This window comes from Achromobacter sp., assembly GCF_050285585.1.
Lineage (GTDB): Bacteria > Pseudomonadota > Gammaproteobacteria > Burkholderiales > Burkholderiaceae_B > Achromobacter.
Genome location: NZ_JBLZXF010000001.1, coordinates 665,933 through 684,832, shown reverse-complemented (window position 1 = coordinate 684,832; position 18,900 = coordinate 665,933). Strand labels below are relative to the sequence as shown.

The 18,900-nt window shown below is 68.8% G+C and carries 17 protein-coding genes; all 17 read right to left on the bottom strand.

From position 1 onward, the window contains the following. Window position 1: 1 nt before the first annotated feature. The 17 genes from ACN6PJ_RS03165 to ACN6PJ_RS03085 all read right to left on the bottom strand — a co-directional run bounded on the left by ACN6PJ_RS03165 (window position 2) and on the right by ACN6PJ_RS03085 (window position 18,854). On the bottom strand, window positions 2-1,246 hold the full coding sequence (locus ACN6PJ_RS03165; RefSeq protein ID WP_427994440.1) for a Zn-dependent hydrolase: 1,245 nt from the start codon (window positions 1,244-1,246) through the stop codon (window positions 2-4). 18 nt (window positions 1,247-1,264) lie between these two features. After that, window positions 1,265-2,968 (bottom strand): thiamine pyrophosphate-binding protein, encoded by a 1,704-nt coding sequence (locus ACN6PJ_RS03160; RefSeq protein WP_427994439.1) that lies wholly within the window; start codon window positions 2,966-2,968, stop codon window positions 1,265-1,267. Next, entirely contained in the window at window positions 2,965-3,894 is a 930-nt protein-coding gene (locus ACN6PJ_RS03155) for an HpcH/HpaI aldolase/citrate lyase family protein (protein WP_427994438.1), read from the bottom strand. Before ACN6PJ_RS03155 ends, ACN6PJ_RS03160 begins: the two co-directional genes overlap by 4 nt. Further along, window positions 3,891-5,174 (bottom strand): TRAP transporter large permease, encoded by a 1,284-nt coding sequence (locus ACN6PJ_RS03150; protein WP_427994437.1) that lies wholly within the window; start codon window positions 5,172-5,174, stop codon window positions 3,891-3,893. Before ACN6PJ_RS03150 ends, ACN6PJ_RS03155 begins: the two co-directional genes overlap by 4 nt. A gap of 12 nt (window positions 5,175-5,186) precedes the next feature. Then, window positions 5,187-5,660 (bottom strand): TRAP transporter small permease, encoded by a 474-nt coding sequence (locus tag ACN6PJ_RS03145; RefSeq protein ID WP_427994436.1) that lies wholly within the window; start codon window positions 5,658-5,660, stop codon window positions 5,187-5,189. Beyond that, window positions 5,660-6,655: a DctP family TRAP transporter solute-binding subunit gene (locus tag ACN6PJ_RS03140; protein ID WP_427994435.1), complete on the bottom strand. Its 996-nt coding sequence runs from the start codon at window positions 6,653-6,655 to the stop codon at window positions 5,660-5,662. The genes ACN6PJ_RS03145 and ACN6PJ_RS03140 overlap by 1 nt, the downstream gene beginning before the upstream one ends. 53 nt (window positions 6,656-6,708) lie before the next feature. Then, complete coding sequence (locus tag ACN6PJ_RS03135) at window positions 6,709-7,845, bottom strand: YncE family protein (RefSeq protein ID WP_427994434.1); 1,137 nt, start codon at window positions 7,843-7,845, stop codon at window positions 6,709-6,711. After that, window positions 7,842-8,654, bottom strand: coding sequence for an ATP-binding cassette domain-containing protein (locus ACN6PJ_RS03130; protein WP_427994433.1), 813 nt, complete (start codon window positions 8,652-8,654; stop codon window positions 7,842-7,844). Before ACN6PJ_RS03130 ends, ACN6PJ_RS03135 begins: the two co-directional genes overlap by 4 nt. Beyond that, window positions 8,651-9,649, bottom strand: coding sequence for an ABC transporter ATP-binding protein (locus ACN6PJ_RS03125; protein ID WP_427994432.1), 999 nt, complete (start codon window positions 9,647-9,649; stop codon window positions 8,651-8,653). Before ACN6PJ_RS03125 ends, ACN6PJ_RS03130 begins: the two co-directional genes overlap by 4 nt. Window positions 9,650-9,653: 4 nt before the next feature. Beyond that, window positions 9,654-10,520 carry an ABC transporter permease gene (locus ACN6PJ_RS03120; RefSeq protein ID WP_427994431.1) on the bottom strand — a complete coding sequence of 289 codons (867 nt, stop codon included), beginning with the start codon at window positions 10,518-10,520 and terminating at the stop codon, window positions 9,654-9,656. Continuing rightward, entirely contained in the window at window positions 10,517-11,434 is a 918-nt protein-coding gene (locus ACN6PJ_RS03115) for an ABC transporter permease (protein WP_043548476.1), read from the bottom strand. The genes ACN6PJ_RS03120 and ACN6PJ_RS03115 overlap by 4 nt, the downstream gene beginning before the upstream one ends. An 83-nt stretch (window positions 11,435-11,517) precedes the next feature. Next, window positions 11,518-13,023 (bottom strand): ABC transporter substrate-binding protein, encoded by a 1,506-nt coding sequence (locus tag ACN6PJ_RS03110; protein WP_427994430.1) that lies wholly within the window; start codon window positions 13,021-13,023, stop codon window positions 11,518-11,520. Window positions 13,024-13,193: 170 nt separating this feature from the next. Further along, the gene (locus ACN6PJ_RS03105; protein ID WP_427994429.1) at window positions 13,194-13,919 is read right to left on the bottom strand and encodes a FadR/GntR family transcriptional regulator; all 726 of its coding nucleotides are present in this window, start codon (window positions 13,917-13,919) and stop codon (window positions 13,194-13,196) included. Window positions 13,920-14,170: 251 nt separating this feature from the next. Next, complete coding sequence (locus tag ACN6PJ_RS03100) at window positions 14,171-15,190, bottom strand: histone deacetylase family protein (protein ID WP_427994428.1); 1,020 nt, start codon at window positions 15,188-15,190, stop codon at window positions 14,171-14,173. A 166-nt stretch (window positions 15,191-15,356) separates the two neighbouring features. Next, on the bottom strand, window positions 15,357-16,241 hold the full coding sequence (locus ACN6PJ_RS03095) for an ABC transporter permease (protein ID WP_427994427.1): 885 nt from the start codon (window positions 16,239-16,241) through the stop codon (window positions 15,357-15,359). Between the two features lie 26 nt (window positions 16,242-16,267). Continuing rightward, window positions 16,268-17,251: an ABC transporter permease gene (locus ACN6PJ_RS03090; protein ID WP_427994426.1), complete on the bottom strand. Its 984-nt coding sequence runs from the start codon at window positions 17,249-17,251 to the stop codon at window positions 16,268-16,270. A 19-nt stretch (window positions 17,252-17,270) separates the two neighbouring features. Next, complete coding sequence (locus ACN6PJ_RS03085; protein WP_427994425.1) at window positions 17,271-18,854, bottom strand: ABC transporter substrate-binding protein; 1,584 nt, start codon at window positions 18,852-18,854, stop codon at window positions 17,271-17,273. Window positions 18,855-18,900: the final 46 nt, after the last annotated feature.

Genomic DNA, 18,900 nt, shown 5'->3' with positions numbered 1-18,900 from the left:
GCTATGCCTGCGTGGGGTTGGCGCGCGCCACCATGGCGTCGAGCAGCACGTTGCAGCCGGCCTCCAGGTCGGCCGGCTTGGCGTCTTCGATTTCGTTGTGGCTGACGCCGTCCTTGCATGGCACGAAGATCATGGCGGTGGGCGTGACGCTGGCCATGTAGACGGCATCGTGGCCGGCGCCGGTGACGATGTCCATGGCGGCCAGGCCGCGCCGGGCCGCGCCGTCGCGCACCTTGCCGACCAGATCGGGATCGAAGGGCGTGGGCGCGAAATACTGCACGTCCTTGACCTCCACTTCCACGTTGTGGCGTTTGGCGATCTCGGCGCAGGTTTCCTTCCAGCGGCGGTCCATCCGGGCGAGCGTGGCTTCGTCCTCGTGGCGAAGGTCGACGGTGAAGCGTACCTGCCCCGGGATGACATTGCGCGAGCCGGGATGCGCCTGGATTTCCCCGACCGTGCCGCGGCCATGGGGCTGATGGTCGTTGGCGATGCCGACGACCGCCTGCAGCAGGTAGCTGGCGGCGTACAGCGCGTCGCGGCGGATCGGCATCGGCGTCGGGCCGGCGTGCATTTCCATCCCCGTGACGACCACGTCGTACCAGCGCAGGCCCAGCGACCCGGTCACCACGCCGACCACTTTCTCTTCATGCTCCAGGATGGGACCTTGTTCGATGTGCGCCTCGAAGTACGCGCCCACCGGGCGTCCGCCGACGGGGTCGGGCCCGGCGTAGCCGATCGCCGCCAGTTCGTCGGCCACCGACTTGCCCTCGCGGTCCGTGGCGGCAAGCGCCACTTCCAGGGGGAATTTGCCGGCGAACACGCCGGAACCCATCATCACGGGCACGAAGCGCGAGCCTTCCTCGTTGGTCCAGATCGCCACTTCCAGCGGCGCTTCGGTTTCGACGCCATGGTCGTTCAGCGTGCGGATGACTTCGAGTCCGGCCAGCACGCCGTAGCAGCCGTCGAACTTGCCGCCGGTGGGCTGGGTGTCGATATGGCTGCCCGTCATGACGGGCGGCAGGTCGTTGTTGCGGCCGGCGCGGCGCGCGAAGATGTTGCCCACCTGGTCCACGCGCAGCGTCATGCCGGCCTCGCGCATCCAGCCGGTGACCAGGTCGCGGCCCTGGCCGTCCAGCGCGGTCAGCGCCAGCCGGCAGTTGCCCCCCTTGGGCGTGGCGCCGATCCGGGCCAGGTCCATCAGCGACCGCCACAGCCGCTGTCCGTCGATAGAGATAGTCGTCGTCATGTCGAAAGTCCTTGCTAGTCAGTGGGCGGCGCGGGCCAGCGCCGCTTCGCGGATGCCCATCAGCGTTTCGCCCGGCGCGATGCCGTTGGCGTCGTACCGGATCTCCAGCAGCGCGGGAAGATTCTCGCGCTGCGCGAAGGCCAGGGCGCGCTCGAACGCCGGGCCGAAGTCGGCGGTATTTTCCACCGCCTCGCCAAAGCCGCCGTAGCCGCGGATGATCTGGGTGAAGTCCGGGTTTTCGAAGGAGAGCGCAATGGCGCGCGCCGGGAACTCCCGTTCCTGGTGGGCGCGGATGGTGCCCCAGATGCCGTTGTTGAATACCAGGACGACCACGCCCAGGCGGTACTGCAGCGCCACGCCCAGTTCCTGCATGTTCATCTGGAAGCAGCCGTCGCCGGCATAGCAGACCACGGTGCGCTTGCGGTCCTCGAGCTTGGCGGAGATGGCCGCGGGCAGTCCGTAGCCCATGGAACCGACGGTGGGCGTGAGGCTGGTGCCGGGCCCGGCGTAGCGGCGGTAGCGATGCGGATACAGGGCATAGTTGCCTGCGCCCACCGTGATGCAGGCGTCGGCCGGGACATGGGCGTCGACGTAGGCGGCCGCCTCGTCCAGGCTCATGGGGCCGGGCGAAGGCAGCGGCGTCAGGCTGTCGACGAGATCCTGGTGCGCGGCGCGCACCGCGTGCCCGCGCGGCGCGGCGTGGCCGGGCGTCAGCGTGGCGGCGGCGGCCGCGAAGCTCGCCACGTCGGCCACGATGGCCTGCGCCGGCGAGAACACGCGGCCCAGTTCGGCGGCGTCGGGATAGACGTGGATCAGTTTCTGGCGCGGCTGCGGGCTTTCGATGACCGTATAGCCCTCCGTGGTGGCCTCGCCCAGGCGCGTGCCGACCGCCAGCACCAGGTCGGCCTCGCGCAGCCGCTGGCGCAGCGCGGGCGTCATGGCCCAGCCCACGTGGCCCGCGGCATTGGGGTGGCGCTGGTCGAAACACTCCAGGCGGCGCCAGGCGGTGCCCACCGGTAGTTCGAAGCGTTCGGCGAATCCGGCGATCTGATCGATGGCGTCCTGGTGCCAGCCATTGCCGCCCAAAAGCAGGAAGGGGCGTTCGGCCGCGTCCAGCAATTGGGTCATGCGGGCCAGGTCGGCCGCGCCGGGATGGCTATGCACGCGGGGGTAGCGCGGCAGGTCGGCCACGCGGGCCCGGCCCCACAGCGTGTCTTCGGGCAACGCCAGCACCACCGGCCCCGGCCGGCCGCTGGTGGCCACCGCGAACGCGCGCGAGATGTATTCGGGGATGCGGTCGGTGCGGTCGATCTGCGCGACCCATTTGGCCATCTGGCCGAACATGCGGCGATAGTCGATTTCCTGGAAGGCCTCGCGCTCCATGAAGTCGTTGCCGACCTGGCCGACGAACAGAATCATCGGCGTGGAGTCCTGGAAGGCGGTGTGCACCCCGATGCTGGCGTTGGTGGCGCCGGGGCCCCGCGTGACGAAACAGATGCCGGGCTCGCCCGTCAGCTTGCCGTAGGCCTCGGCCATGTATGCCGCGCCGCTTTCCTGGCGGCAGACGATGGGCTCGATGGCGTCGGTGTGCTCGTTGAGCGCGTCGATGCAGGGCAGATAGCTTTCGCCCGGAATCATGAAGATGCGGCGCGCGCCATGGATGCGCAATTGCTGCATCAGGATCTGGCCGCCGTTGCGTTCGGGGATTGCGGCTGGCGTCATTCGGTGTCTCCTTGTTGCGGGCTGGCCTGCGCGCGGCGCTCGGCGGCCCAACGTTCGAATTGGTAGTGGCGCGCCAGCAGGCGGCGCGCGGTGTTGTAGGTAGGCGGATCTATGCGTTCGGCGTCGTTGCGGCCGGCGCGTTGCGCCTCGTGGCGCGATACGCAATCGTGCGCGGCGGCCACCTCGTCGGGCGCGGGCGTGAAGACGGCGTGAATCATCGGCACCTGTTCGGCAACGGTGGCGCACTTGGATTTCAGGCCCAGGCGGCGCGCCCAGCGGAGATCCGCCTCCAGCGCCGGCATGTCGCGGTAGTTGAACGGGCAGTCGATGGGCAGGACGCCGGCCGCCGTGCAGTCGACCAGGAAGCGGGCCCGCAGGTGATGCAGTTCGATGCCGTCCTTGCCGCGTTCGGCGCCCAGGCTGGCGGTGAGGTCTTCCGCCGCCAGGAGGCAGGCGGACACGCGCGGGCTGGCGGTGAGGATGTCGTAGGCGCGGTGCACGCCCAGCGCGGATTCCAGCGTGGGCACGATCTCGGTCGCGCCGGCGGGCAGGCCCAGTTCGGTTTCCAGGGCCGTGATGGCCTGGTCCAGCGCGGCGATCTGCGCGGCGCTTTCGGCATGCGGAAGGAATACGGCGTCCGGCGCGCCGGGCATGACGCCGCGCAGATCGGCCTGGCCGTCCTCGTCGAGCTTGTTGATGCGCACGGCGGCCACCACGCCCTGGGCGCGGCAGCGGGGGAACAGGGCCGCGATGCGGGCGCGGGCGGCCGGCCGGTCGCCTGGCGCCGTGAATTCCTCCAGGTCGGCGACCAGGGCGTCCGCGCCGCTGGCCAGGGCGGACGCATGCGCGTCCGCATCCATGCCGGGCACGAACATCCAGCTGCGGCGCAGGGCCGCGGGGCGCGGGGTGGGTTTGGCAGGGTTCATTGCACATGCCTCGGCAGGAAGAGCACCAGTTCGGGAACGAAAGTCAGCAGCAGCATGACGGCGGTCATGGCCAGCATCATCCAGGACAGCGGGCGCAGCGTCTGCATCATGTTGATCCCGCCGATCTTGCAGGCGGCCATCAGGTCGACCCCGACCGGCGGCGTGTTGGCGCCGATGGCCATGTTGATCGACAGCAGGATGCCGAAGTGCACCGGATCAATGTTGTAGTGCGCCAGGACCGGCATGACAACGGGGGCCACGATGATGATGACCGGGATCGCCTCCATGAAGGTGCCCAGCAGCAACAGCACCACCGTCAGCACGAGCAGCACGGCGACCCGGCTGTCGGTCCAGTCGACCAGCAGCGAAGACAGGGCCTGGGGCACCTGTTCCGCCACCAGCACCCAGGCAAAGAGGCCCGACGCGCCGATGATGAGCAGGATGGACGCGCTGCTTTCGCCGGTGGACTTGAGGTTGTCCCACAGCGACTTCAGGCTCAGCGTGCGGTACCAGAAGAAACCGATCAGCAGGGCGTAGACGATGGCGCTGGAGGCCGCCTCGGTTGCCGTGAAGATGCCGAAACGGATGCCGCCGATGATCAGCACCGGCACCATGAGCGCGGGCAGGGCGTCGACCGCCGCGGCGCGCAGCTCGGGCCAGCTGAACGGCTGCCCGCCGGCCCAGTTGTGCTTGCGGGCCTGCCAGATCGCCACGCCGATCAGCGACAGCCCCAGCAGGATGCCCGGCACGATGCCGGCCAGGAACAGTTTGCCCACCGAGGTGTCGGTAATGGTGCCGTACACGATGAGCACGATGCTGGGAGGGATGATGGTGGACGTGGCGCCCGCGCTGCCCACCAGGGCGCAGGAAAATCCCTTGTCGTAGCCGCTGCGCGCCATGGCGGGCAGCAGCAGGCTGCCGATGGCGACCACGTCGGCGACGCCCGAGCCGGACAGGGCGCCGAACATCAGGCAGGCCAGCACCGCGACGACCGCCAGGCCGCCCTTGATGTCGCCCACGATGGCGGCGCACAGCCGGACGATGCGCTGGGTCAGGCCGGCGCCGTTCATCAGCTGGGCGGCCAGGATGAAGAGGGGAATGGCCAGCAGCGTGAAACTGTCCAGCCCCACCACGTATTGCTGCGCCGCGACCATCATGGGCGCGGAGTCGTAGACGACCAGGTAGGCCAGGCAGGAGAGCACCAGGCCGAAGGCGATGGGCATGTCGATCAGCACCGTGACCGTGAACACGCCCATCAGGAAGAGAGCACCCGAAGACATTTTGTCGATCCTTTACTGCTGCGGCGGGGCCGGGGAGAACAGTTGCGCCAGGTGCACGATCACGGTGATCGCGCAGGCGAAGGGCAGCGCCAGGTAGACGGCGCCGGCCGAGACCTCGAGCGCGGGCAGGGTCTGGTCCATCGTCAGTTCGGCCAGTTGCCAGCCGGCATAGCCCAGCGCCGCCAGCCCGACGATGATGAGCGCCTGGTTGAGGCGTTCGAACGCCGCCAGGATCCGGGGATTGCGCACCATGAAGGGCAGCAGGCCCGCCATCAGGTGCGAGCGCTCGAAGCTGCAGGTGACGCCGCCGATGAAGGCGGACCAGACCAGCACCAGGCGGGGCAGTTCCTCCGCCCAGTGCGGCGTCGTGTGTGTGACGAAACGGGCGAACACCACGTAGGAAATCAGGATCGCCAGCAAGGCCACCGCCAGGGCGGCGAGGGCCTTGCTGATGCCCGACAGGATCGCGGACAGTCGGTTCAGCATTACTTGGCCTCGCGGTACTTCTGGACCAGCGCCATCAGTTCGGGGCCGTAGGTGGCCGAGTAGGTCTTCCAGACGGGGGCGACCGCGGCGGCGAAGGCGGTCTTGTCGACCTCGTTGACCTGCATGCCCTTTTCCTTGAGCTGGGCGACGAACTGCTGATCGCCGTCGCTGATCATCTTGCGCTGCGCGTCGCGCCACTTGTCGGCGGCGGCCTGCACCACCTGCTTGTCCTCGGCCGACAGGCGGTTCCAGATCGGCTTGGAGATGATCAGGTTTGCCGGCCCCCAGACGTGGCCGGTCAAGGACAGATACTTCTGCACTTCGAAGAAGGACGACGTGTAGATGATGGAAAGCGGGTTCTCCTGAGCGTCGAAGACCTTCTGCTGCAGGGCCGAGTACAGCTCGCCGAATGCCAGCGGAGCCGGGTTCGCGCCCAGCGCGGTGAAGGTGTCCAGGCGCATCTTGTCGGGCGTGACGCGGGTCTTCAGGCCGGCCAGGTCGGCGGGCTTGGCCACCGGGCCGCGGTTGTTGGTGACGTGGCGAAAGCCATTCTCCCACCACGAGACGATGACCAGGTTCTTCTTGTCGGCCAGTTTGGCCAGCGCGGCGCCGAGCTCGCCGTCATAGGCCCGGTAGGCCTGCGCGGCGCTGGACCAGGTATAGGGCAGTTCGACCACGCCGAACTTCGGTTCGATCGGCTGCAGCGAGCCCGAGCCGATGATGGCCGCGCCCTGGCTGCCTATCTGCAGGCCTTCGAGCATGGTCTTCTCGTTGCCGAGCTGGCCGCTGGGAAACAGCACGAAGTTGACGCGGCCGGCGGTCTTTTCCTTCACTTCGGCGGCGAAGCCTTCGGCCGCCTTGTTCCAGCTGTGGTTGGGGGCCAGCACGTGCCCGAGCTTGATGTCGAGGGCATGGGCCGACAGGGGCGCCAGGCCGGCTAGGGCAAGCAGGGCGGCGGCGAGCAGGGTCTGTTTCTTTTGAGGAGCGGTGGTCATGGCGGAACTCCAGGAGCAGGGTGGGTAAGGGTTGATCCGGTTGGGCGGCAGGGTCAGCAGGATTGGGCGCGCATCGAGGCGGGCCGCCCGGGCAGGGCGATGCGGGTGCCGGTGTCGGCCAGGCCCTCGTCGCCCACGGAGAGGACTTGCATCTCGGCGTCCAGGAAATTGCCGACGTACAGGTAGCGGCTGTCGGGGCTGAAAGCCAGGCCTTCGGGCAGCGCGCCGGCTTCGATGGCGCCGGCGCGGGTCACGGACATGCCGTCGATGCGCAGCAGCACGATCTGTCCGCGCGGATGATGGAACCACTCGCTGGACGGGTTGTTCGAGCCCTGCACGATGGCCACCGCGGCATGGCGGCCGTCGGGGCTGATGGCGATGCCTTCTGGGCCGTCTTCGACCATGACGCGGTCGACCACGCGGGGCGGCGCGGCGCGCAGGTCCACCACGCTGATGGAATCCGCATGGCCGTCCGAGGCGGTCGGGCTGCCCATGTCCACCACCAGCGCCAGCGCGCCGTCTGGCGACACCGCCAGGTTGAAGGGGACGAGGCCGGTGGTCAGGTCCTCGGCGGGATCGTGCGTCACGCGGGGCACGTCCCCGCTATCGTCGATGCGCAGCACTCCCAGGCGGTGGGTGTCCATCTTGACCGCATAGGCGCGGCGGCCGTCGGCGGCAAAGGACACCGCCACCACGGGCGTGCCCATGTCCACTTCCCCGCAGACTTCGACGCGGCCGTCGGCGACGCGCAGCACCGACACGGAACGGCCGGCCTTGTTCGCCACCAGCGCAAGCGTGCCGGCGCGGTTGATCGACAGGCCCGACGGTTGCAGGCCGACCTCGAGCTTTTGCTTCACCGTGGGCGGCCGGGCCGCGAGGTCGATGACGTACAGGTCGCGTCCCGGCGCAGGCTGCCAGCCGGCGCCGTCGGCGCGCTCGGGCCAGGCCATGGAGTCGGCGACGAGGCCCAGGCGCTGGTCCGGCGTGACGGCCAAGTTCACGGGCGGGCCGAACAGCGAGTTGGGCAGCGCAAGCGTGGCGAGCAGGTCGGGCTTGGCCGGATCGGCGCCCGCGTCGAAGATGCACAGGCTGTCGTTGCCGGGCGCCAGAAAGCGGATTCGGCCGTCGTCCCAGGTGACCTTCTGGTCGTTGCCGACGAGCAGCAGTTGCGGGCCGCGGGTACCGTTCATGCCGCCATCTCCTGGAGCTCGGGCACGGCCAGCGTGGCGCCGATCAGTTGCCGGGTATACGGATGGGCCGGCGCGAAATAGACCTGCTCGGCGCGCCCGCGCTCGACCACGCTGCCGCCTTGCAGCACCACGATCTCGTCGGCGATGTGCTGCACCACGGCCAGGTTGTGGCTGATGAAGAGATAGCCCAGGCCGCGCTCGCGCTGCAGCGCCATGAGAAGGTTGAGGATCTGCGCCTGCACCGAGACGTCCAGCGCGGAGGTGGGTTCGTCGCAGATCAGCAGCTGCGGCTCCAGCATCAGGGCGCGGGCGATCGCAACCCGCTGGCGCTGGCCGCCGGACAGCTCGCGCGGATAGCGGGCGGCGAAGGCCGGCACCAGGCCCACGGCGTCCATCATGCGGCGCACGGACGCGGCGCGCGCCGCGGCGTCGCCGATGCCATGCACGCGCAACGGGGCGGTAAGGATCTCGGCGATGGTGCGGCGCGGATTGAGCGAGGAGTACGGATCCTGGAACACCATCTGGATGCGCCTGGCGCGGGCGCGGGCGGGCATCGCGGCCAGCGGCCTGCCGTCCAGCAGCGCGCGGCCTTGTGTCGGGGCCAGCAGGCCCAGCATGAGCTTGGCGATGGTGGATTTGCCGCTGCCGGACTCGCCCACCAGGCCGATGGTGCGGCCGGCGGGCACCAGCAGGTCGATGTCGTGCAGGATGCGGGGCGCGGGGCGGCGCGAGAACAGGCCGGCGCGCCCGTACTGGAACGACAGGCCTTGCAGGCTGACGCTGGCGCCGCGGGAAGTAGGTAGAGTCATACCAACGCTCCGTGGCGCAGCGCGCCGGGTTTCACGCAATAGCAACGGTGGCCGCCTTCGACGCGGGCCGCGAAAGGCTGGCCGCAGCGCGGCTCGGCCGCGGGGCAGCGCTCGCGGAACGCGCAGCCGACGATGGCGGCGTCCAGCGAGGGCACGGCCCCCGCGATGGTGGGCAACTCCGCCCGGGGCGCGGTGCGGCCCGGCTGCGGAATGCAGCTCAGCAGCATCGAGGTATAGGGATGGCTGGGGCGCTCCAGCACGGCCTGCACGCTGCCGGATTCGACGATGTCGCCGGCGTACATGACGATGACGTGGTCGGCGATGCGCGCGACCAGGCCCATGTCGTGCGAGATGAACACCATGCCCAGGCCGAATTCGGCCTGGATGTCGCGCAGCAGGTCCAGCAGCTCGGCCTGCACGGTCACGTCCAGGGCGGTGGTGGGCTCGTCCGCGATCAGCAGCTCGGGGCCGCACATCAGCGCCATCGCGATCATCACCCGTTGGCGCAGGCCGCCCGACAATTCGAACGGATACTGCCGCATGCGTTCCTTCGGGTTGGCGATGCCCACGCGGCGCAGCAGGTATTCGGCGCGCTCGGCGGCCTCGCGGCGGCTGACGCGCTTATGGCGGCGCAGCACGTCGATCAGCTGGGTGCCGATCGGGAACACCGGGTTGAGCGAGGTCATCGGATCCTGGAAGATCATGGCGATGCGGGCGCCGCGCAGTTCGGCCAGCGCCGCGGGCGTGAGCCTGGCCAGGTCCTGGCCGGCGAATTCCAGCGCGGCGACGCGCCGGCGGGCGGCAGCGGGCAGCAGGTCCAGCAGCGCCAGGGCGGTCAGCGATTTGCCGCAGCCCGATTCGCCCACGATGCACAGCGTCTTGCCGCGCTCCAGGCTGAAGTCCACTGCGCGCACCACGTGCTTGACGTGGGTGGGCGTCTGGATGTCGATATGCAGGTCCTGGACCCGCAGCAGGGGTCGGCCGGTAGCGCTCATGGGGTCAGCCCTTTTTCATTTGCACGGCGCGCAGCGATTCGCCCGCGCGGTTCACGCACAGCACCAGGATGAACAGCACGACGCTGGGGATCACCACCAGCGAAGGCTGGAACAGCATGTTCTCCTTGCCCTCGGCGATCATCAGGCCCAGCGACGGCATCGGCGCCGGAACGCCCAGCCCCAGGAACGACAGCGAGGCTTCCAGCGTGATGGCCATCGCGGCGTCGACCGTGCCGATGATGAGCAGGTTGCCCGCCAGGTTGGGCAGGATGTCGCGCCAGATGATCTGCAGGTGGGTGCAGCCCTGCAGGCGCGAGGCCGTGACGAACTCGGCGTTGCGCAGGCCGGCGGCCATGGTGCGCGCCACCAGCGCGTACCGTTCCCACAGCAGCAGGCCGAGCACCAGCACGACGACGGTGAGCGAGGCGCCCACCACCGACACCACCGCGAGCGCCACCAGGATGATGGGCAAGGCCAGCCGGGCAGTGATGAGGAAGGACACCGCGCGGTCCACCGGGCCGCCGAAGTAGCCGGCGACCACGCCCAGCGTGGTGCCGATCAGGCCGCCCATCAGCGCCACGGACAGGCCGATCAGCGCCGATACGCGCACGCCGTACAACGCGCGCGCCAGCACGTCGCGGCCCAGCTGGTCGGTGCCCAGGATGTGGTTCCAGTTGCCGTCCTCGCCCCAGACCGGCTCCTGCAGGCGCGCCAGGAGATCCTGCGAGTACGGGTCGTGCGGGATCAGGTAGGGGCCGATCAGGCCGGCCAGCACCAGCAGCGCCAGGACGGCCAGGCCGAAGCGGCGGCCATAGCGGGCCGCGCGCTCGCCGCGGGAGACGGGGGGCAGGGTAGAGGCGATACTGCTCATGACGACACTCGCACGCGGGGGTCGAGCCAGCCGTTGATCAGGTCGGCGACCAGGGTCAGGACGATGTAGATGAGGGCGAAGATCAGGATCAGCGCCTGCATGGTGGGGAAATCGCCGCGCAGGATCGAAGTCCAGGCCAGCAGCCCCGCGCCATTGATGGCGAACACGGTTTCGATGACGACCGAACCGGCCAGCAGCGTGCCCATCTGGGCGGCGGCCAGCGACACCAGCGGGCGCAAGGCATTGCGCAGCGCGTACTTGAGCACCACGCTCGGGCCGCCCAGGCCCATTGCGCGGGCGGTGCGTATGTAATCGGTGGCGAGCACGGTCTCCATTTCCGACTTCATCAGGCGCAGCATCGCGGGCATGGCGAACAGGCCCAGGGCGACCACCGGCATGATGTAGTGTTTCCAGCTGTCGAAGCCCGAGGCCGGCAGCCATTGGTTGCGGACGCTGAAGACGATGATCAGCAGGAAGGCCAGGCAGAACGGCGGCATGGCCTGGGCGCAGGCGGACAGCAGCATGGTGGCGCGGTCGGCCAGCGAGCCCTTGCGCAGGCCGGCCAGCACGCCCAGCGGAATCGCCAGCAAGAGCGCGAACAGCATCGCGGCCAGGCCGAGCTTGGCGGTGGCGGGGAAATGCTGGCCCAGCAGTTCGGCCACGGGCCGGCTGAAGTAGAGGCTGTCGCCGAAATCGCCGCGCGCGACGCCGGCCAGCCAGCGGCCGTACTGCAGCAGGATCGGATCATCGAAGCCGTGCAGCTGCGACAGGCGCGCGGCGTCGGCCGCGCTGCCTTCGCCGGCCAGGCGCGCCGCCGGATTGCCCGAGGCGAACACCAGCGAGAAGCTGATCAGCGATACGAATACCACCAGCAGCGCGGACACCAGCAGGCGGCGGAACAGGAATGCAATCATGGGTCAACCTTTCGGTGGCCTCCTCCCCGGGCGCGCGGGGACGACGGGGAGGAGGGCCGCGCCGGCGAGGCCGGCAAACCGGATCAGTTCCAGGCGGCCTTGTAGAAACGCGGGAATTCGTCGCCGTCGACCGAGAAGTTCAGGTCCTTGGACTGCACGGCGTTGAGCGAGTGGTTCCACAGGGGCACCCAGTAGGCCTGTTCCGCCACGATCTTTTGCGCCGCGCCGTAATTCTTGGCGCGCAGCTCGCGGTCCACCGTGGTGTCGGCGGCTTCCAGGTACTTGATGACTTCGGGGTTGCGGGCCTGGTCGTCCGGTCCGCCGCGGAAGAAGTTGCTGGTGGACAGGGCGGCGTCGGCGATGCCGTAGGAGCCCCAGTTCGACGACAGCATGGCGATCTTGCCTTCGCGCCAGTTGGTCATCGCGGTGCCGTATTGCTGCTCGACCAGGTTCAGCTTGATGCCGGCCTGCGCCATCTGCGCCGCGGCCGCGTCCAGGATGGCGCGCGGCGGCGCGGAGATCACCAGGTCCAGCGTGACGCCGTTGGGGTAGCCGGCCTGGGCCAGCAACTGCTTGGCGCGGGCCGGATCGTACTTGTAGGCCCGGACGTCGCCGGCGCAGCCGAACTGGGCCGGATTGCAGGCCGCGTCGATGACCTTGGACGCGCCGCCCACCAGCGCGCGGCGGATGGCCTCGCGGTCGATGGCGTGGTTGATGGCCTGGCGCACTTCCTGCTTGGCCAGCGGCGACTTGCCGTCGTCGAAACGCGGATTCAGCGAGATGTAGCTGATGCGCATGATGCTGCTGCTCTTGACCGTGACGGAGGGCTGCTTCTCCATGCGCTTGGCGACATCGGGGGGCACGCGCCAGATCCAGTCCAGTCCGCCGGACAGCAGTTCGGCGTATTGGGTGTTGGCGTCGGGCAGCACGCGCACCACCAGCTTCTGCACGGCGGGCTTGGGGCCGAAGTAGTCTTCGTAGCGTTCGTACACGTAGCGGCTGCCGGGCTGGCTTTCCACCAGGCGGTACGGACCGGTGCCGATGGGCTTGGCGCCCATGTCGGACTGGTTGGCCTCGTAGTACTTGCGCGGATAGATGGGCAGGTTCTCCGACAGCATTTCCAGCGCCAGCGGATACGGCGTCTTCATCTTGATGCGCACGGTGTCGTCGGACGCCTTCTCGGCCTTGGCGATCCACGCGACCTGATTCTGGAAGCGGGCCTTGTAGCCTTCGGAGGACACGAGGTTCAGCGTGTAGAGCACGTCGTCGATCGTGAGCAGGGAGCCGTCGTGGAACTTCACGTCCTTGCGGATCGGCAGCTCGATGGTCGTGTCGTCCACGAACTTGTAGCCGGTGGCGATGGCCGGGCCGAACTCGCCGGTATCCTGGTTTTTCTGCAGCAGGCCCGAGAAGACCATGCGCGCCAGCGCCAGGCCGGGACGGTCCGATTCCTTGTAGGCGTCCAGCGTGGCCGGCGCCGCGTCGAAGGCGATATTGAGGGAATTGTCGGCCTTGTTGGCCTGGGCGGCGTGGGCGCCAAGCGCAAGTAGCGCGGCGCTCAGTAGCTTTACGGTACGGGTCGGCTGCATGTTTTCACCTTGATATGTTTTAGTGGGGTACTGCGGGTGCTGCGGTACTGCGTATCGGCAGGCAAGCCGCTCCCCTTGCCGCGGGCGGCGCCAGGGCGCCGGCGGTGCATGCACTGTCGGTGGAGAGAGGCGGGCGTCCTGCGGCCCGGCGGGGTTAGCGGGTCATCGTGTCATCGGATCCCAACGTTGCCGAAGTCTTCCCGCAGGCGCGCCAGGATGCCGACCAGATGGTCGTGCATGGCGTGGCGCGCGCGGATCGGATCGCGGTCGACGATGGCCGCGAGGATGCGCTCATGCTCTTGCTGGGCTTCGCTCCACACCTTGGTGGTCACGAAGTGCTCTTCCAGCCTATGGAATACCGGGCTCAGCGTGCTCAGATGCCAGATATGGGAAATCGCCGCGGCCAGCGCCGCGTTGCCGCAGGCCGCGCCGATGGCGCTGTGGAAGGCGCGGTCGTGCTCGCTGGGCGATTCGGTCAGGGACATGCCTTCGTGCGCCGCGCGGATCGCCGCGATCTGCGCCGGCGACGCCTTCTGCGCCGCCAGGGCCGCGCATTCGGGTTCGATCAGCAAACGGGTTTCCAGCAGATCGAACGGGCCGATGTCGGCGCCATCGGCGGGCGCGGGCGCCTGCGGGGATTCCTGGTCGTGGCTGTCCTCGCGGATCGCGTTGACGAACACGCCGGTGCCAACCCGCACCTCTACGTAGCCCTCGATTTCCAGCGCGATCAGCGCTTCGCGCACCGACGCGCGGCTCACTTGCAGTTGCTCGGCCAGCTCGCGTTCGGCGGGCAGCCGGCCGCCCGCGGGGAAATCGCCCGCCTTGATGCGCGCGGCGATCTGGTCGGCAATCATGCGATAGAGGCGGGTGGAGGCTACGGCCTGGAGAGCGGTCATTGTTGCGTCGGAATGGTGGGTCGGGACGTAGAGCGTAATGGGTCTGCCAAGTCTTGTCTTGCCGGGAAGGCGGCCGATCTCCAGAGAGTGTCTGGATATCTGGTGGCCCAGTGGTCAGGCCACTGGACGAAATGTACCGGAGGCGTCCCGGCTTGTGAACCCGGCGGGGCGGCAATTCTTTGATTTCTAGGGAAAACCACTAGCGGGCCGGGGCGCCGCGAGGCGGGCGGCCCGCATGCGGACAGAGAGGCTCAGGCGCCGGCCAGCCCGGCGAAGAAGCGGGATGCGTTCGATGCCAGGCCTTCGATGTAGTAGCCGCCTTCCTGCACGATCAGGCTGGGCAGCTTCAAGGCGCCGATTTCCCGTCCCAGGCGCTCGAATCCGTTCTCGCTGACGGCGACCTTGGCCTGCGGGTCTTTTTCGAAGATATCGAAGCCCAGGGACAGGACCAGCGCGTCCGGCTGGAACAATTCGATGGCGCGCCGGGCCTGCGCCAGCTTTTCGAAGAACACGGACTCGGGCGAGCCGTGAGGCATGGGCAGGTTGATGTTGTAGCCGTAGCCTTCGCCCGCGCCCCGCTCGTCTTCGTAGCCGGCGACGACGGGGTAGAAGTTCCGGGGATCGCCGTGTATGGACACGTACAGCACGTCGCTGCGCTCGTAGAAGATCTCCTGGATGCCCTGGCCGTGATGCATGTCGGTGTCCAGGATGGCCACGCGCGGAAACCGGGGGATCAGGCGCTGCGCGGCGATCGCGGCATTGTTCAGGTAGCAGAAGCCGCCCGCCGCGTCGCGCCGGGCATGGTGGCCGGGCGGGCGGCAGATCGCGTAGGCATGGCGGTCCCCTGCCAGCAAGGCGTCGGCCCCCGCGACGGCGCATTGCGCGGACCAATACGCGGAATGCCAGGTGCGGGGACCCACCGGGCAGCTGCCGTCCGCCAGGTAGCGGGCGGCCTGGGCGAGCACGCCGCGCAATGCGTTGGGCTCGCGCACGAACACGTTGGACACGACTTCGTCGCCCCAGTCCTCGGGCAGCTTTTTCCAGTCGGCGTGCGCTTCCTGCAGGAAGCGCAGGTAGTCCAGCGTATGCACCGCCGAGATCGGGCCGGCGCCCTGGTCGGGCGGCGGCTGCACATCGAAGCCCAGGCGGCGCGCGGCTTGCGCCAGCGCGTCCAGGCGGGAAGGCACTTCCTGCGGGGTGCGCATCTTGCCCCGTGAAAAATAGGTCTGCGGATGGTGCAGTTTCTGATCGTCGTGGAAGTACGCCTTCATGCTTGATGACCCTTGATCTGGAGGTGGATGCGGCGAGGGCCGGGCGGCCCCCGCCGGCAGCGGGACTTGCCGGGAAGTGATGACGTTATACGTCCCTATCGTCCGCACGCAAAACGGATTCCCGCGGACGCGGCTCCGATCAGGGTAATCCCGCAAGCGTTCCGGCCTAACCGGCGAGGCGCGGATTGAAGGCGTCGTTCAATGCGTCGCCCAGCAGGTTGAGCGACAGCACGGTAAGCACGATGGACAGGCCGGGCAGCGCGGCCAGGTACCAGGCCGTGCGCAGCATCTCGCGCGCGTCGCCGATCATGCTGCCCCAGGACACGGCGTTCGGATCGCCCATGTTCATGAAGGACAGCGCCGATTCGATGAGGATGGCGTTGGCCACCAGCACCGAGGTCGTGACAATCACGGGAGGCAGGGCGTTGGGCAGGATTTCCAGGAAGACGATGCGGAAATGGCTGAACCCGATGCTGCGGGCCGCTTGCACGAACTCCGCTTCGCGCAGGGTGCGGAACTCGGCGCGCACCAGCCTCGCCACCACCGGCCACGAGGCCACGCCGATGGACAGCGCGATCACCGTCACCGAGGGCCGGCCGATCGCGACGATGACCACAACCAGCAGGAACGAGGGTATGGTCTGCAACAGTTCGGTAATGCGCATCAGCACGGCGTCCGTCCAGCCGCCCGCATAGCCGGCGGCCGCCCCCACGGCGATGCCGATGGCCAGGCTCAATAGCGCGGCCGTGACGCCCACCGTCAGCGATACCCGGGCGCCATGCGCCAGGCCGGCGGCGATGTCGCGCCCCATGGTGTCGGTGCCCAGCGCGAATTCCGGATCCTGGCCGGGCCACAGGATGGGCGGCCCGACCATGTCCAGGGGATCGTGCGGAAAGAGCCAGGAGGCGGTGGCCGCGGCAAGGAGGATCAGCAGCAGCAGGATGGCGCCCATTGCGGCGGCGGGATTGGCCAGCAGGCGGCGCAGCGCGCCCTGGCGGGGATGGGGCCGGCCGGCGGCCGCGGCGGGCAGGGATGGGGAAGTCGCATTCATGGCGTATCGGGGCGGGGCAAGGGGCGTCAACGGGCGCGGATGCGGGGATCCAGCAAAGCGTGCAGCAAGTCGACGAGCACGTTTGCCAGGATCACCAGAAGGGAGGACAGGATCAGGATTCCCAGCAGCACGACGTAGTCGCGGGCCATCACGGATTCGTATGCCAGGCGCCCCAGGCCGGGCCAGCTGAAAACGGTCTCGACCACCACCGCGCCGCCCAGCAGCGTGCCGAAGTTCAGCCCGGCCACCGTCGTGACGGGAATCAGGGCGTTGCGCAGGATGTGGCGCCGCGCAACCGCCCACGGGGCCAGGCCCTTGGCCCGCGCGGTGCGCACGAAATCCTGGCGGCTGACTTCCAGCATGGAAGCCCGGGTCAGGCGGGCGAAGATGGCCACGTAGAAGCCCGCCAGCGCCAGGGTCGGCAGCACCAGGTGGCGCGCGACGTCCAGCGCGTGCGCCAGGCCGGTGGCGGCGGAGCCGATGGTGGATACGCCGCCCGGCGGCAGCCAGCCCAGTTGCACCGACAGCAGGATGATGGCCATCAGACCCAGCCAGAAACCGGGCGTGGAATACAGCAGCAGCGCCGCCAGCGACAGCACGCGGTCCGGCCAGCGGCCCGCGAAGCTGGCCATGAGCGCGCCCAGCGCGATGCCGGCCGCGAGCGCGCAGCCCAGGGCGCCGAGCATCAGCAGGACCGTGTTGCCGAGCCGGCTGAAGATCAGGTCCGACACCGGCAGGTTATACCGGGGCGAGACGCCCAGATTGAGGCGGGCCAGGTTGCCGGCGTAGGCCTGCAATTGTCGCAGCACGGGCTGGTCCAGGCCGAAATGGCTGCGCACGGCGGCCATGCTGGCTTCCGTGGCGGAGCCCGATTCGGCGGCGATCACGTCGGCGGCGTCTCCCGGCACGGCCTGCAGCAGGAAGAAGCTGAGCAGGATGACGCCGACAACGGTCGGGACCGCCTGCAAAAGGGAGCGCGCGAGGGTCCGCGCGGCGCGTAGCGTGGTCATGGCGGCGTTCCGTGGCGCTTTACTGCAGGTACACGTCTGCCAGGTTCGATTCCACGCCGTCGGCGGTCAGCGAATGGTCATGGACCCGCTGGTTGGCGATGGTGATGAACTCGGGCTGGTACAGGTTGAGGTCCGGCACTTCGCGCGCCACGATCTGCTGGAACTCCTTGAACAGCTCGACGCGGCGCGCCGGATCGTTCTCCACCGCGGCGGCCTCCAGCAGCTCGTCGACCTTGGGATTGCGGTAGTGCGTGCCATTGGAGAAGGGCACGCCCTTGATGAAGTTCTTCGACCAGTACAGGCGTTGCACGCCCACGGTGGGATCGAACAGATTGCTCGCGCCGTTGGTGGTGAAGGCGAAATCGCGGTCGGTATAGACCCGCTTGATGAAGGCGGACGCGTCCTGCGAGCGCACCGCCACCGCGATGCCCACGCGAGCGAGCGTGGTGCGCAGGTAGTCGGCCAGGCGGGCGCCGTCCGCGCCGATCGGGTTGTAGTCCAACGGCACGCGGAAGCGCACGCCATCGGCCCCTTTCGGGTAGCCGGCCTCGTCCAGCAGCGCATTGGCGCGCTTCAGGTCGTACGGATAGGGCGAGGGCGCCGGATCGTTGTAGGCCTTCAGGCCCGGGGCGATGGGGGAATAGGCCACCTGGCCCACGCCGTAGTTCACCACCTTCAGGATCACGTTGCGATCCACCGCGTGCGCGACGGCCTGGCGCACCTTCTCGTTGCCGAAGTGCGGATCGTCCAGGTTGAACTCCAGCCGCGTGACGTTGTAGGAGTAGCTGTTGCCCTTGGTCTCGAAGCGCAGCGACGGCACGGTCTTCAGGCGCGCCAGGTCGGCCAGCGGGACGGGCGTGCGGTAGCCGAGGTCGGCCGTGCCCGTCTCGAAGGCGATGGCGGCGGCGGCCGGATCCGCCACGATGCGCACGATCAGGCGGTCGATGTAGGGCTTGGGCTTGTCCCAGTAGTCCGGATTGCGCTCATAGACGATGTGGCTGCCGCGCACCCACTCCTTGAACTTGTAGGGGCCGGTGCCGACAGGAGCGGACGTGGCGGGATTGGCGAGCGGGTCGCTGCCCTCGTAGAGGTGCTTGGGCACGATGGGCGTTTCGGTGGCGACGAAGGCGCGGATCAGGTAGGGCGCGGGCTTGGACAGGCGCAGGACGACGGTATGGCCGTCCGGCGTTTCGATCGCGGTCACGTTGGCGAAGGTGTTGCGGCCGCGGGGGTGGATGCGCTTGAGCAGGTCGATGGAGTAGGCCACGTCAGCCGCGGTGAAGGGCTTGCCGTCATGCCACTTCACGCCCTGGCGCAGGGTGAAGGTGTACACGGTGCCGTCGGGGCTGATCCGCCAGGCAGTGGCCAGCTGGGGTTCGGGCTTGAGCTCGTAGTCGTACTTGAGCAGGCCTTCGGTCACCTTGGCGCTGACGCTGAGGATCGGGGTGGCCACATTACCCAGGGTCACCAGGGCGGTGGGCTCGGAGGGCAGCAGCAGCGTCAGCGTGCCGCCGCGAACGGGCTCGGCGCGGGAGGCGGGCGCCAGCGCCAGCAGCGCGCCGGCAAGGGTCAGGTGTAGAAACGAACGGCGGGGAAAGCTCATGATGGGCAATGGATGTCGATGTCGGAGGGGGCGTCCGGGCGCGGCC